Raw genomic sequence first — 14,814 nt, 5'->3', positions numbered from 1 at the left:
TTGCGCGAGAATGGTGATCATGTCTTCCACCACTTTCGAGCGCACTCAGCGCGTCGCCGTCCTCGGCGGCGGACCCGGCGGTTACGAGGCGGCCCTGGCTGCCGCTCAGCTCGGAGCCGAGGTGACCCTGGTCGAGCGCGTCGGGGTCGGCGGTTCCGCCGTGCTCACCGATGTGGTGCCGTCGAAGAGTCTGATCGCCACCGCGGATGCGGCCGTCGCCATCTCCGAGGCGAGCGACCTCGGTGTCAACTTCTACGCCAAGGGGGAGAACGGCAAGCCGCTCAAGCCCGAGATCGCGATCAACCTGGCCGCGGTGAACAAGCGCCTGGTCGCTCTCGCCGGTCAGCAGTCCGAAGACATGCGTGCGACGCTCCTCGAAGCCGGTGTGCGGATCCTCTCCGGACACGGCCGGCTGGAGGGGCCGACGGCGATCGTGGTGTCCACCGGCCAGGGAGGCACCGACTTCGACCGCATCGAGGCCGACACCATCATCGTGGCCGTCGGTGCCTCTCCGCGTGAGCTCGATTCGGCGAAGCCCGACGGCAAGCGCATCCTCACCTGGACGCAGCTGTACGACATGAAGGCGCTGCCCGAGCACCTCATCGTCGTCGGCTCCGGTGTCACGGGTGCCGAGTTCGCTTCGGCCTACATGAACCTCGGCGCGAAGGTGACGCTGATCTCCAGCCGCGAGCAGGTGCTCCCCGGCGAGGACAAGGACGCGGCGAGCGTCCTGGAGAAGGTCTTCAAGCGCGGCGGGATGCAGGTGCTCTCGAAGTCGCGCGCCGACAAGGTCGAGGCCGGCAAGGACGGCGTGGTCGTGACGCTCTCGGACGGCCGGACGGTCGAGGGGAGCCACTGCCTCATGGCGGTCGGCTCGATCCCCAACACGGCGGGAATCGGTCTCGAGGAGGCCGGCGTCGAGCTCGACGAGTCGGGACACGTCCGCGTGAACAAGGTGGCGCGCACCTCCGTCCCCAACGATCTACGCGGTCGGCGACTGCACGAACTTCTTCCCGCTGGCATCCGTCGCCTCCATGCAGGGGCGCACAGCGGTGTTCCACGCGCTGGGTGACATCGTGATCCCGCTCGAGCTGCGCAAGATCACCTCGAACATCTTCACCGCGCCCGAGATCGCGACCGTCGGATACTCCGAGAAGGACGTGGAGGACGGCATCGCGGACGGGCTCGTCTACAAGCTTCCGCTCGCGGCCAACCCCCGCGCGAAGATGATGGGCATCAAGGACGGCTTCGTCAAGATCATCGCGCGCAAGGGTTCCGGCACCGTCATCGGCGGCGTGATCGTCGCGCCCAAGGCATCCGAGCTCATCTACCCGATCGCCGTCGCGGTCGAGCGCCGGCTCACCGTCGACCAGGTGTCGCGCGTGTTCGCGGCGTACCCGTCGCTGTCGAGCAGCATCACCGACGCCAGCCGGGCGATGCACCTCGGCTACATCTCCTGACGCGCTCAGAGCAACACGAAAGGCGCCCCACCTCGGTGGGGCGCCTTTCGTCGTGGAGGGAGCGGATCAGCTGATCGTGAGCAGCTGATGGCCGGCCGAGACCGTGGTGCCCGCCGCCGCGTTGATGTTCCCGACGACGCCGTCCTTGTGCGCCTGCAACGGCTGCTCCATCTTCATGGCTTCGAGCACGACGACGAGGTCGCCCTTGACGACCTGCTGCCCGTCTTCCACGGCGATCTTGACGACCGTGGCCTGCATGGGCGACTTGACGGCGTCTCCCGATGCGCCGGCGTTCGCCGTGGTCGTGTGGCTGCGTCGCGACGGGGGAACCACAGCCGGTCGACCTGCCGTGCCTGCCGCGACGGCGACGCGATCCGGGAGATTGACCTCGAGGCGCTTGCCCGCGACCTCGACGACGACCGTGTGGCGTCCTCCCGCAGCGGCGGGCGACTCCAGCTCGCCGTCCCACGCGGGGATGTCATTGTCGAACTCGGTCTCGATCCAGCGGGTGAAGATGCCGAACCGGCCGTCTTCCGCCGTGAAGGCGGGGTCGCGCACGACCTTGCGGTGGAAGGGGAGCACGGTGGGCAGCCCGGCGACCTCGAACTCGTCGAGGGCGCGGCGCGACCGTTCCAGGGCCTCTTCGCGGCTCTTGCCGGTCACGATGATCTTGGCCAGCAACGAGTCGAACGCGCCCGACACGGCATCGCCGGCGGTGACGCCCGAGTCGAGGCGGATGCCGGGCCCGCCGAAGGTCTTGAAGACGTTCACCGGTCCGGGCTGGGGGAGGAATCCGCGACCGGGGTCCTCGCCGTTGATGCGGAACTCGATGGAATGCCCCTGGGGCTCCGGGTCGGTGTAGTCGATCGTGCCGCCGGCGGCGATGCGGAACTGCTCGCGCACGAGGTCGATGCCGGTGACCTCTTCGGAGACCGGGTGCTCGACCTGGAGGCGCGTGTTCACCTCGAGGAACGACACGGTGCCGTCGGCGCCGATCAGGAACTCGCAGGTGCCGGCACCGACGTAGCCGACCTCCTTCAGGATGGCCTTGGACGCGCTGTAGAGGAGCTCGTTCTGCTCCGAGGTGAGGAACGGGGCCGGGGCCTCTTCCACCAGCTTCTGGTGGCGGCGCTGCAGCGAGCAGTCGCGCGTCGAGATCACGACGACGTTGCCCTCGGCATCCGCCAGGCACTGGGTCTCGACGTGGCGCGGCTTGTCGAGGTACTTCTCGACGAAGCACTCGCCGCGGCCGAAGGCGGTGACGGCCTCGCGCGTGGCGGATTCGAAGAGCTCGGCGACCTCATCCAACTCACGGGCCACCTTGAGTCCGCGACCGCCGCCGCCGTAGGCGGCCTTGATGGCGATCGGCAGTCCGAACTCCTTGGCGAAAGCGATGACCTCGTCGGCGGTCTCGACCGGACCGGGGGTCCCCGGGGCAAGGGGCGCCCCCACCTTCTCGGCGACGTGACGGGCGGTCACCTTGTCGCCCAGCGCTTCGATGGCATCCGGCGACGGGCCGATCCAGATCATTCCTGCACCGATGACGGCACGGGCGAACTCGGCGTTCTCGGCGAGGAAGCCGTATCCCGGGTGAACGGCGTCGGCTCCGGCGCGACGGGCGACGGAGAGGATCTTCTCGATCTGGAGGTAGGTCTCGGCGCTGGTGGCTCCGCTGAGGGCGTAGGCCTCGTCGGCGAGGCGCGTGTGCAGTGCATCACGGTCCTGGTCGGCGTAGACGGCGACCGAGGCGATCCCGGAGTCACGAGCGGCACGGATGATGCGTACGGCGATCTCGCCGCGGTTGGCGATGAGCACCTTGGCGATAGCAGGCATGGTTGCCAGCCTAGCGAGAAGGCAAGGGATCGCCTTGACGACTCTCCACAAGAAAGACGTCGAAACGTCGCGCAGAGTCTACGACTTCACGCCTCGTGCGTCGTGGTCCACAGATCGGTCCACGTGACGCCCAGTTCGGCGGCGAGGCGGCGGATCGTCGAGAGCGACATCCCCACGACGGTGGAGGGATCGCCCTCCACCCGCGTGATGAACGCGCCGCCCAGGCTGTCGACCGTGAAGGCACCCGCGACGTGCAACGGCTCGCCGGATGCGACGTAGGCCGCGACCTCCGCATCACTGATGTCGTCGGCGAAGGTCACCGACGCCTGCGCGGTCGCGGTCGCCTCTCGGGGTGCGAGACCGGGCGCGAGACGGAAGACCGAGTGCCCCGAGTGCAGCACGCCGGTCGCGCCGCGCATCTCTTTCCATCGCCTGGTCGCCTCGTCGGGGGTGTGCGGCTTCCCGTAGACCCGGCCGCCCAGGGCGAACATCGAGTCGCCGCCGATCACGATCCCGTCGAACGTGGGGTCCTCCGCGACGAGACGGCGTGCGACGTCCGCGGCCTTCGCGCGGGCGAGCAGCAGCACGACCTCGGCGGGCGGCAGGGCTGCACCCTGATCCGCCTCGGCGGCAGCGGCGACGGCGTCCTCGTCGACGTCCGGCGACAGCGTGAGCGGTTCGATCCCCGCCTGACGCAGCAGCATCAAGCGGGCAGGAGAGGTCGAGGCGAGGCAGACGCGCATGTGCACCACCGTATCCTCGAAGGATGACTTCTTCCCCCGCCGACGTCCTCGACCTCGACATCACCGGCATCGCTCACGGCGGCACCTTCGTCGCCCGCCACGAGGGGCGCGTCGTGTTCGTGTCCGACGCCATCCCCGGAGAGCGGGTGCGTGCCCGTCTGATCGACCCGCAGAACGACGCCGCGGACTCCCGGAGCTTCTGGCGTGCGGAGGCGATCGAGGTGCTCGACGCCTCACCGCACCGACGAGCGCACATCTGGTCGGAGGCCGACATCACGCGCGACCCGGCGGAGCGGCCGGGCGGGGCCGACCTCGGACACATCGACCTCACCCACCAGCGCGCGTTGAAGCGTCAGGTGCTCGCCGAAGCCTTCGACCGATTCGCGGGCGAGGGTCTGGAGGCCCCGGAGATCGAGGCGGTCGAATCCGGCGATGGGCTGGGGTGGCGCACCCGGGTCACGCTGCACGTCGACGATGCGGGCAACGCGGGTCCCTACGCGGCACGCAGTCACCACGTCGTCCCCGTGACGTCGTATCCGATCGCCCGTCCTGCCATCGCCGAAGCCGCACGGACCCTGCGAGGTGGGGCGCCCGGCCGTATCGATCTCGTGGAGCCCTCCGACGGGGAGGTGCGCATCATCCGGCATGAGGACGGCGCCCGTCCGGTGCAGCGCGGTGGTCGGCGGCCCGAGCCCGAGGTCGTCTTCGAGCAGGTGGGGGACCGCCGGTTCCAGGTCGACGTCGGCGGCTTCTGGCAGGTCCACCCGCGTGCCGCCTCGGTGCTGGACGGAGCCGTCTACGGACTGCTCGACGGCCACGTCGCGCCCGAGTCCACCCACTACGACCTGTACGGCGGTGTCGGACTCTTCGCCGCGACGCTCGCCGATCTCGGCGGCACCGACATCGTGACGGTCGAGTCGAGCAAACGCGCCACCCAGCACGCACTCGCGAACCTGGCGCCGCTGAATGCGACCGCCGTGACGGCGAGGGTCGACCGCTTCCTCCAGGGCGCGTCCGGTCGCACCGGAGCCGGGGCGGTCGTGCTCGATCCGCCACGCGCGGGTGCAGGGCGAGCGGTCGTCGAAGGAGTGCACGCGCTCTCGCCGGAGGCCATCGCCTACGTCGCGTGCGATCCCGTCGCACTCGCCCGCGACCTCGGTACGTTCCGGGGCCTGGGATGGAACGTCTCGACGCTGCGCGCGTTCGACCTGTTCCCGCACTCGCACCACTTCGAGGTCGTCGCTCTGCTCACCCGGTGACGCCGCTCGACGGGCTCCTCCGCGTGACGCCGTCGACTCACTAGGCTGGGTGGATGAGCACGGTCGCCCTCATCGATGATCACGAGTCCGTTCGCCTCGGCCTGGAGGCCGCGTGCGCGCGGGACTCGCAGACCGTCGTCTTCTCCGGTAGCACGGTTGTCTCGTATCTCGAGTGGCGCGCCGCATCCGGTGGGGCGCCGGCAGACGTCGTGGTCCTCGACATCACGCTGGGCGACGGCACCACCGTCACCGAGAACGTCACCTCGCTCCTGGCCGACGGAGCGAGCGTGGTCATCCACAGCGTCGCCGACCGCCCGGCCGCGGTGCGAGAGGCGCTGTCCGCGGGCGCCGCCGGTGTCGTGAGCAAGTCGTCAGCACTCGACGACGTGCTCGATGCCATCCGCACGGTTGCCCACGGTGAGGCCCTGAACAACGTCGAGTGGGCGAGCGCCGTCGACGGAGACCGCGACTTCAGCGACGCCCAACTGTCGACACGGGAGCGAGAGGTGCTGCGTCTGTATGCGACGGGCCTCCCGCTCAAGGCTGTGGCCGAACGACTCGGAGTCGCCTACTCCACGGCGAAGGAGAACATCACGCGCATCCGCGTGAAGTACGTCGAGGTCGGGCGTCCCGCGCCCACCAAGGTGGATCTGCTCCGCCGCGCGATGGAAGACGGGATCGTCGAGTCGGACGGGGAGCCGAGTGGCCACTGACGCTCTCGACATCCGCGAAGCCTGGAGCAAGATCCCCTCTCCCGGCACCGCGGAGACCGAATTCGAGCGCTTCACCGGCAAACGCATGGAGCGCATCCTCGCGACAGTGGTCGCGATCGGGTCGGCGACTCTGGGGGCGCAGGCCTTCCTCTCCGCGCTCGGGTCGTTCTCGCGGGGAGACGTCCCGCATCTGATCGTCGTGATCGTCGTCTTCCTCCCGCTCGCCGGCATGCTGGTGGCGTGTGTGCTGGGGCGCGGAGTGCGCATCGCCGCCGGGGTGTTCGCCGTGTCGTACGTGCTCGCGCTCGCCGCGTGGCCGATCGTCGTCGCGCCGGGCGTCGCCGGCGATCAACCGTGGATCTTCTTCCTCGTGAACGTCTGCGTCGTCGCCGCGATGCTCGCGTTCCCCATCCGTCTGCAGATCACCTGGGCCGCCGGACTCCCGTTCATCTACGGCTACGTGCGCCTGGTGCAGGGCAGCTTCTCGCGGGACTTCTGGATCACGACCGCTTTCGACGTCTCGTTCACGCTGATCCTCGGCGTCGTCATCGTCGCGCTCGGGTGGATGTTCCGTTCGGTCGCCGCCGGGGTCGACGATGCGCGTGGGCGCGCCGTCGCCTCCTACGCCTCCGCCGCAGCCGCGGCCGCCGCGGAGGAGGAGCGGATCGCCATGTCGGCGCTCATGCATGACAGCGTCCTGGCCGCTCTGATCGCGGCGGAGCGTGCCGAGAGCGAGCGCGCACGCGAGCTCGCTGTCGCGATGGGACGCGAGGCCCTCACCCGTCTCGCCAACACCGAGGCCGCGGTCGCGCAGGAGGGCAGCGACGAACCGGTCGGGATCTCGCAGATCGTGATCGAGCTGCGCCGGGCGCTCTCCGAGTTCGGAGCCGACGCCATCGTCGAGGAGCGCGGGGGAGTCGGGCTGATCCCCGGTCGTGTCGCCCGGGCTCTGGTGCTCGCGGCGCGGCAGGCGATCCGCAACTCGGTCGGACACGCGCAGGGCCGAGGCATGCACATCGTCGCGGTCGGGAGCGGCGATGAGGGAATCTCGGTGACGATCTCCGACACCGGGAGCGGCTTCGACATCGATGCGATCGGTGAGGACCGCCTCGGCATCCGCGCATCGATCTTCGCGCGCATGGCAGGCGTCGCCGGTACGGCCGACATCGTCTCCGGTGCACAGGGAACAACCGTCACACTCGGATGGGAGCGTTCATGAACCGGACCGTCCGCAGCGTCGCCACGTCGCTCGCCGTCGGCTTCGCGCTCTATTTCGTGGCGCGTTCCATCTGGTGGACCGTGCAACCGACGGCGCCTGTGCTGATGATCCTGGCGATCGCGATCTACCTGGTCGTGGTCAACGTCGCGATCCTCTGGGACTCCGCGACGTCGGTGCGGATGCCGTTGTGGACGGCGGTGCTGTCGCTCGTCGCCTGCCTCGTCATCCCGCCGCTGGTGACGATCTCACTGGACGAGTCGGCGCGCACGGCGCCGTTCGCCACCTGGTACATCGGTGCGCTCGGGCTGTTCGGCATCGTCTGCGTGGTCCGTCGCCGTTTCCTCATCGGGTGGTTGACGGTGCTGGTGCTCGTGGCGACCTCGGCCGGCTACCTCGGGTTCGGTGTGGCCCTGAGCCTCGGGCTCGTGGGATCGATCATGTGGGTCGTCGTGGCGCAACTGCTCGTCCTCTTCTGGGACAAGGCGATCCGCGACACTGCGCGCTTGGCCGAGATCCAGCAGGCGGTCTCCGCCTGGCACGCCACCCAGCTCGTGCGGCAGCGCGAACGCCGTGTGCGCACGCAGTTCGCGCTCGCCGTGGCCGGCCCGGTGCTCAGCCGGGTCGTCGCCTCGCGCGGCGACCTGACCACCGAGGAGCGGTTGGCGGCGAGGCTCGCCGAAGGGCGGCTGCGTGATGAGCTGCGCGGCGCGGATCTGCTCAACGACGCGGTACGCGACGCGATCGAGGATGCCCGTCGTCGAGGTGTGATCGTGACGGTGTTCGACGAGGGCGGTCTCGACGGTATCGATGAGGAGCGCCGCGCGATGATCAGGGATGAGCTCGCCGTCGTGCTGACGGAGGCACAGGCGGGGCGACTGATCATCCGGTCGTCGAACGACCCGCGCGTCGCCGTCACGGTCGTCGGACGCGCCAGTTCCGGATCATCGCGTGACGATGACGCCGTCGACCTGTGGCATGAGATCCCGCGCGACGCGGCTGTGAGCTGACACCGGAACCGCGCTCTCCTCCTCGGCTCCGGCCGGGGGAGGAGGTCGGAGTCGAGGATGCAGAGTGGGCGAGGGGCGGCGAAGCCGCCCACCCCTCGCCATTGCGGTGCAGTTACCCGAAAACTGACCGCTGGTGGCCGTTCTCCGTCTATCTACCCTGGGATAGAGAGAACAGCCGAACGCGAAGCGTCTCCATTAGTCTGCTCGGTCGAACAAAGGTTGTCTGTAGGTATTTTGGGGGACACGTTTCGGGCCGGATGAGGGATTATAGGACGATGGGAATGCGCCGCGGGACCAACCTGCCTCGGATGGGTGATTTCAATCAATCCGTGATCCTCGAAGCCATCCGCCAGTCCGGAACGGGGCTGAGCCGGACCGAGCTCGTCGAGGCCACCGGGCTGTCAGCCCAGACCGTCACGAACATCACCCGGCGGCTCCTCGGAGACGGTCTCATCGCCGAGGCCGGACGCACCATCAACGGCCCGGGCAAGCCGCGCGTCACCCTGCGGTTGATCGCCGAGAGTCGCTACTCGGTGGGCGTGCACCTCGACCCGGCCGTGATGACCTTCGTCCTGCTCGATCTCACGGGCGCGATCGTCCGACGCATCACCGTACGGACGCCGGCGAAGGATCCCCGCCACATCGTCGACGCGATGGGGACCACCGTCGGTGCGCTCATCGACGCCGCGGGTGTGGACCGCGCGCTGATCGCCGGTGTGGGCGTGGCGGCTCCCGGTCCTCTGGACGCGGAGAAGGGCACGGTGATCGACCCGCCGAAACTGCTCGGCTGGCACCGTGTGCCGCTCCGTGATGTGCTGGCCGAGGCGACCGGTCTTCCCGTGACGCTCGAGAAGGACACCACGGCCGCCGCTGTCGGGGAGCTCTGGACGCGGCACGGCCCGCCCGACGATTCGTTCGTGCTGATCTATCTGGGAACGGGGATCGGAGCTGCGGTCGCCCGTGACGGAGACGTCATCCGCGGCAGCACGCGCAACCTCGGAGAAGTCGGGCACATCATCGTCGACCCTGACGGCCCCGCGTGCCTGTGTGGTCTCCGCGGTTGCGTCGAGGTCGTCTGCACGCCGCAGGCCATCGTGGAGCAGGCGGAGCGGGCCGGGGTCTTCGCCGATGACCGCGAGGCGACGGATGCCGAGGCGGTGGATGCGCGGTTCTCAGAGCTGTGCACGCGCGCCGCGGCCGGGGAACCGGCTGCCGAGCGTGTGCTGCGGCAGGCGGCTGCGAACATGTCGGTGCTCGTCGCGGTGCTCACGAACATGCTCGATGTCGACCGGGTGGTACTGGGCGGGCCCTTCTGGTCGCGGGTCGCGCCCGTGTACCTGCAGGAGATCCCGCTGCGGCTCGAGCGACTCAGTGCCACGCGCGCGGTACGCACGCTTCCCGTCGACGGCACGGTCGTGGGTGACGATGTCGGCGCCGTGGGTGCCGCGTGCGTGGTCCTGGACTCGGTGCTCACGCCCCGCACGGCGGACCTGCTGCTCGAGCACTGAGGTCGACTGCCGCGGGAGCGCGGAGTGCCCTGGCCGGCGAATCCGGGTCAGGGCCTTGACACCGATAACTCCAATCGATGTATTATTTCCCGACCCCCTTCGTCGACCGGAAGCGTGTGATGCACGACAACTCCGAACTCGTCCACGCGCGCATCCGCCGCTTCGCGCAGGAGCGTCTGCATCCTGCGCTTCACGTGCAGGTGGTCGGGCTGGACCTCGCCGCGTGGCGGGTGGAGGGCGAGCCCGTCCCGTTCGATCAGGCCGTGCGGCAGTCGTTCGCGCCGTTCGCCACCGGAACCTCGTGGGGCCGCGCCTGGAGCACGATGTGGCTGCGCGTGTCGGGCGTCGTGCCCACCGTCGCCCCCGGGCAGCAGGCGGAGCTGCTCTTCGACCTCGGCTTCAGCGACGCGGAACCGGGCTTCCAGGCGGAGGGGACGGTCTATCGGTCCGACGGCACGATCGTGAAGGCCGTCGAGCCCCGCAACGCGCATGTGCCCCTCGAGGGCGCCGCGGGCGAGTCGTTCGTGCTCTACCTGGAGGCCGCCGCGAACCCCGACGTCGCCGAAGGGTTCCGGGACTTCCACCCCACGCCTCTCGGCGAATGGGAATCGGCGGGTGATGACCCGCTGTATGTCTTCCGCCGGGCCGACATCGTGGTCCGCGACCTCGTGGTGTGGGAGCTGACACAGGACGTGGCGGTGCTGCTCGGACTGGTGACCGAGCTCCCCGTGAACAGTCCCCGCCGAGCCGAGATCCTGCGCGCGCTCGAGCGCATGGTCGACACGGCCGACCCGGACGACATCGCGGGAACGGCGACCGATGCCCGCTCGGAACTCGCGGCTGTGCTCGCGCGCCCCGCGACCGGTTCCGCGCACGCCGTGCACGCCGTCGGACACGCGCACATCGACTCGGCGTGGTTGTGGCCCGTGCGTGAGACGCAGCGCAAGGTGGCACGGACGTTCTCGAACGTGCTCTCGCTCCAGCAGGAAGACCCCGACTTCGCGTTCGCCGCGTCTTCGGCGCAGCAGTACGCCTGGATGAAGAAGTACCAGCCGGAGCTCTTCGAACGGATACGCGCTGCCGTGGCGGCCGGGCGCTTCCACCCCGCGGGTGGCATGTGGGTGGAATCCGACACAAACATGCCGGGGGGAGAGGCGCTCGCGCGCCAGTTCGTCCTCGGCAAGCGCTTCTTCCTCGAGGAGTTCGGCGTCGAACCCCTTGATGTCTGGCTGCCAGACTCCTTCGGCTATTCCGCCGCACTCCCGCAGATCGCCCGGGCGGCCGGGTCGCGCTGGATGCTCACGCAGAAGATGTCATGGAACGAGACCAACGTCATGCCGCACCACACCTTCCAGTGGGAGGGGATCGACGGCACCCGCATCTTCACGCACTTCCCGCCGGTGGACACGTACAACGCGCAGTTGACCTCCGAGGAGCTCGCGCGGGCCGAGCGACAGTACGCCGAGAAGGGCGCTGCGAACACCTCGCTCGTGCCGTTCGGCTACGGCGACGGCGGCGGCGGCCCCAATCGCGAGATGCTGGCGGCAGCCGCCCGGCTGCGATCGCTGGAGGGGTCGCCGACCGTGACCCTGTCGACTCCGCGTCGGTTCTTCGAGGCCGCAGAGGAGGAGTACGCGACTCCGCCGGTGTGGACGGGGGAGATGTACCTCGAATTCCATCGGGGAACGTATACGTCGCAGGCGCGCACGAAGCGAGGCAACCGTCGCAGCGAGCACGCGCTTCGGGAGGCGGAGCTGTGGGCGACCGCCTCAGCGCTGCGTGGCGCGAGCTATCCGTACGACGAGCTGCAGGCGGCATGGGAGACCGTGCTGCTGCAGCAGTTCCACGACATCCTCCCCGGCAGCTCCATCGGCTGGGTGCATCGCGAGGCGGAGCGTCGCTACGACGAGGTCCTCGCCTCGGCGGAGCGCATCATCGCGAGGTCGCTGGCGTTCGTGGCCGGTTCGGGGGAATCCGAACTGGTCGTCAACTCCGGGCCATACGCACGGGAGGGAACGGCGGCGATGGGGATCGCCGCCGCGCGGAGGACTGGGGTCTCTGCGACGGTCACGCGGACGACGGACGGCTTCGTGCTGGAGAACGAGCACCTCACGGTCTCGATCGACGGCGCGGGTCTGGTGACGTCACTCGTCGTCCGCGCGACCGGGAGGCAGGCGATCGCAGCAGGGGAGAGGGGGAACCTCCTCCAGCTGCATCGCGATACGCCGACGCGCTGGGATGCCTGGGACATCGACGAGCACTACCGGCGTCACGTCATCGACGTGACCGATGTGGTGTCGATCGACGTCGTCCCGCACGCGTCGGCGGCGATCGTCTGCGTGGTCCGCGAGCTGGGGGGTTCGCGGATCACGCAGGCTCTGACGCTGGCGCCCGGCGCGCACGCGCTCGATATCGAGACCACGGTCGACTGGCATGAACGCCAGAAGCTGCTGAAGCTCGCCTTCCCGGTGGATGTCCATGCGGATCGGGCGACCTCGGAGATCCAGTTCGGACACGTGCACCGACCGACCCATGCCAACACGTCGTGGGACATGGCGCGGTTCGAGACGGTCGCGCACCGATGGGTGCACGTCGGCGAGCCGGGGTTCGGGGTCGCCATCGCGAACGACTCGACCTACGGGCACGACATCACGCGCACGACGCGCGCGGGAGGCGGCACGGCGACGAGCATCCGGCTGTCTCTGCTGCGCGCGCCGCTGTTCCCGGATCCGGAGGCGGACCAGGGAACGCACACCTTCCGCGTGAGCGTTCGTCCGGGAGCCTCCATCGCCGACGCCGTGCAGGAGGGCTATCGCCTGAATCTGCCCCTGCGCCGGATCACGGGTGCCGGTGCGATCGAGCCTGTGATCGCCTCATCGTCCGACGCCGTCGTGGTGGAGGCCGTGAAGCTCGCGGAGGATCGCAGCGGGGATGTCGTCGTGCGTCTGTACGAGGCGCACGGTGGACGGGCGACGGCCACTCTCTCGACCGCTTTCGAGTACGCCGCCGTGGTCGAGACCGATCTGCTCGAACGGGAGATCGAGGCGACGGCCCTGGATGCGGCGGGCTCGGACGAGGCGCACCTCGTGCTTCGCCCGTTCCAACTCGTGACTCTTCGATTCCGCGCCCCGCGTCTCTGAGCGGTCGATACCGGGGCCCGGTCGGGAACGAGTGTGGCGTGGGCTCAGCCGGAGAACCGCCCCCAGGGGATGTCCCGGCGCAGTGGTTGCCGCAGTGAGCGCTGCGTGCGGGTCCAGGCGGACACGCGGACAGGCTCTGCGACGGCGTCTTCGGCCTCGTGCGCGTACGCGTCGGTGATGACCGCGATGAGCGCCGCGACCTCCTCCTCGGAGGCCGTGCCGCGCGTGATCTCGAGCGCCGGACGACGCCCGTCGGAGCTCTCGTCCACAGAGTCGTCACTCACAGCGGGATGTTCCCGTGCTTCTTCGGGGGCAGCGATGCGCGCTTTCCCCGCAGCGCCCGCAGCGACTTCGCGATCGAGACACGCGTGTTGGCGGGCTCGATGATCCCGTCGAGCTCACCGCGCTCGGCGGCGAGGAACGGCGACGCGACGTCGTAGGTGTACTCGTTGGCGAGACGTGTGCGGACGGCGGCCACATCTTCTCCGGCCTCCTCCGCCCGCTTGATCTCGCCCCGGTAGAGGATGTTGACCGCGCCCTGACCGCCCATGACCGCGATCTCCGCCGTCGGCCACGCCAGGTTGACGTCGGCGCCGAGCTGCTTCGAGCCCATGACGATGTACGCGCCGCCGTAGGCCTTGCGCAGGATGACGGTGACCAGCGGCACGGTGGCCTCGGCGTAGGCGTAGAGGAGCTTCGCTCCGCGCCGGATGACGCCTTCCCACTCCTGATCGGTGCCCGGCAGATACCCGGGCACATCGACGAGCGTGACGATCGGGATCGAGAACGCATCGCAGAAGCGCACGAATCGGCTGGCCTTCTCGCCCGCCTCGATGTTCAGCGTGCCCGCCATCTGAGAGGGCTGGTTCGCGATGATGCCGACCGAGCGGCCCTCGACACGGCCGAAGCCGATGACGATGTTGGGGGCGAACAGCGGCTGGACCTCGAGGAAGTCGCCGTCGTCGACGACGTGCTCGATCACCGTGTGGATGTCGTACGGCTGGTTCGCCGAGTCGGGGATGATCGTGTTCAGCGCGCGATCGGCATCCGTCGTCTCGAACTCGAAGGCGCTCTCGTACGACGGGAGCTCGGCCATGTTGTTGTCCGGAAGGAACCCGAGGAGGGTGCGGGCGTAGTCGATCGCGTCGTCCTCGTCCTCGGCGAGGTAGTGGGACACACCGGACCGGGTGTTGTGGGTGTAGGCGCCACCCAGCTCCTCCATGCCGACGTCCTCGCCGGTGACCGTCTTGATGACGTCGGGGCCCGTGACGAACATCTGGCTGGTCTTGTCGACCATGATGACGAAGTCGGTGAGCGCGGGGGAGTACACCGCGCCACCCGCCGCCGGCCCCATGATGATGGAGATCTGCGGGATCACGCCGGAGGCGCGGGTGTTCAGGCGGAAGATCTCGCCGTACTTGCCGAGGGCGACCACGCCTTCCTGGATGCGGGCTCCGCCGGAGTCGAGGATGCCGATGCACGGCATCCCGCCCGCGAGGGCGAACTCCATGATCTTGATGATCTTCTCGCCGGCGACCTCGCCGAGCGATCCGCCGAACGTCGAGAAGTCCTGCGAGTAGACCGCGACCGTGCGTCCGTGGATCGTGCCCACACCCGTCACGACGGAGTCGCCGTAGGGGCGCGAACGGTCCATGCCGAACGCGGTGGTGCGATGGCGCACGTACTCGTCGAACTCGACGAAGCTGCCGGGGTCGACGAGCAACTCGATGCGCTCCCGGGCGGTCATCTTGCCCTTGGCGTGCTGCTTGTCCTTCGCCTTCGCCTCGGCGTCGACGACGGCCTCGGTGTAGCGAGCGCGCAGGTCCGCGATCTTGCCGGCAGTGGTAAAAAGGTCGGGCTTGTCCGTCACGGATTCCACCCTAGCGCCGCTACGGCGCCGTCTGTTGGATGCTCGGCACAACGGCCCGGTCG

General features: G+C 69.1%; 10 protein-coding genes and 1 pseudogene. 7 read left to right on the top strand and 4 right to left on the bottom strand.

From position 1 onward, the window contains the following. Nucleotides 1-10 precede the first annotated feature (10 nt). Nucleotides 11-1,460, top strand: a pseudogene (locus P0Y60_13420) (NAD(P)H-quinone dehydrogenase). Nucleotides 1,461-1,526: 66 nt separating this feature from the next. Here P0Y60_13420 and P0Y60_13415 read toward each other — a convergent pair. After that, nucleotides 1,527-3,293, bottom strand: a complete 1,767-nt coding sequence (locus tag P0Y60_13415) for a biotin carboxylase N-terminal domain-containing protein (GenBank protein WEK60307.1) — start codon at nt 3,291-3,293, stop codon at nt 1,527-1,529. An 86-nt stretch (nt 3,294-3,379) separates the two neighbouring features. Next, complete coding sequence (locus P0Y60_13410) at nt 3,380-4,036, bottom strand: Maf family protein (protein ID WEK62925.1); 657 nt, start codon at nt 4,034-4,036, stop codon at nt 3,380-3,382. Nucleotides 4,037-4,059: 23 nt separating this feature from the next. On the opposite strand from P0Y60_13410, the gene P0Y60_13405 reads away from it, so the two are divergent. From P0Y60_13405 to P0Y60_13380, 6 genes are all read left to right on the top strand, one after another. Further along, complete coding sequence (locus P0Y60_13405) at nt 4,060-5,295, top strand: class I SAM-dependent RNA methyltransferase (GenBank protein WEK60306.1); 1,236 nt, start codon at nt 4,060-4,062, stop codon at nt 5,293-5,295. 53 nt (nt 5,296-5,348) lie between these two features. Continuing rightward, nucleotides 5,349-6,008, top strand: a complete 660-nt coding sequence (locus P0Y60_13400) for a response regulator transcription factor (protein ID WEK60305.1) — start codon at nt 5,349-5,351, stop codon at nt 6,006-6,008. Further along, nucleotides 5,998-7,227 (top strand): ATP-binding protein, encoded by a 1,230-nt coding sequence (locus tag P0Y60_13395; protein ID WEK60304.1) that lies wholly within the window; start codon nt 5,998-6,000, stop codon nt 7,225-7,227. Before P0Y60_13400 ends, P0Y60_13395 begins: the two co-directional genes overlap by 11 nt. After that, nucleotides 7,224-8,234 carry a hypothetical protein gene (locus P0Y60_13390; GenBank protein ID WEK60303.1) on the top strand — a complete coding sequence of 337 codons (1,011 nt, stop codon included), beginning with the start codon at nt 7,224-7,226 and terminating at the stop codon, nt 8,232-8,234. The genes P0Y60_13395 and P0Y60_13390 overlap by 4 nt, the downstream gene beginning before the upstream one ends. Nucleotides 8,235-8,542: 308 nt before the next feature. After that, nucleotides 8,543-9,742 (top strand): ROK family transcriptional regulator, encoded by a 1,200-nt coding sequence (locus tag P0Y60_13385; GenBank protein WEK60302.1) that lies wholly within the window; start codon nt 8,543-8,545, stop codon nt 9,740-9,742. 119 nt (nt 9,743-9,861) lie between these two features. Further along, the gene (locus P0Y60_13380) at nt 9,862-12,882 is read left to right on the top strand and encodes a glycoside hydrolase family 38 C-terminal domain-containing protein (protein WEK60301.1); all 3,021 of its coding nucleotides are present in this window, start codon (nt 9,862-9,864) and stop codon (nt 12,880-12,882) included. 44 nt (nt 12,883-12,926) lie between these two features. Here P0Y60_13380 and P0Y60_13375 read toward each other — a convergent pair whose 3' ends face one another. Beyond that, on the bottom strand, nt 12,927-13,166 hold the full coding sequence (locus P0Y60_13375; protein WEK60300.1) for an acyl-CoA carboxylase subunit epsilon: 240 nt from the start codon (nt 13,164-13,166) through the stop codon (nt 12,927-12,929). Next, nucleotides 13,163-14,761, bottom strand: coding sequence for an acyl-CoA carboxylase subunit beta (locus P0Y60_13370; protein ID WEK60299.1), 1,599 nt, complete (start codon nt 14,759-14,761; stop codon nt 13,163-13,165). Before P0Y60_13370 ends, P0Y60_13375 begins: the two co-directional genes overlap by 4 nt. Nucleotides 14,762-14,814 lie beyond the last annotated feature (53 nt).

This window comes from Candidatus Microbacterium colombiense, assembly GCA_029203165.1.
GTDB lineage: Bacteria > Actinomycetota > Actinomycetes > Actinomycetales > Microbacteriaceae > Microbacterium > Microbacterium colombiense.
The sequence above is the reverse complement of the archived record's forward strand: the minus strand, read 5'-3'. Positions and strand labels throughout refer to the sequence as shown.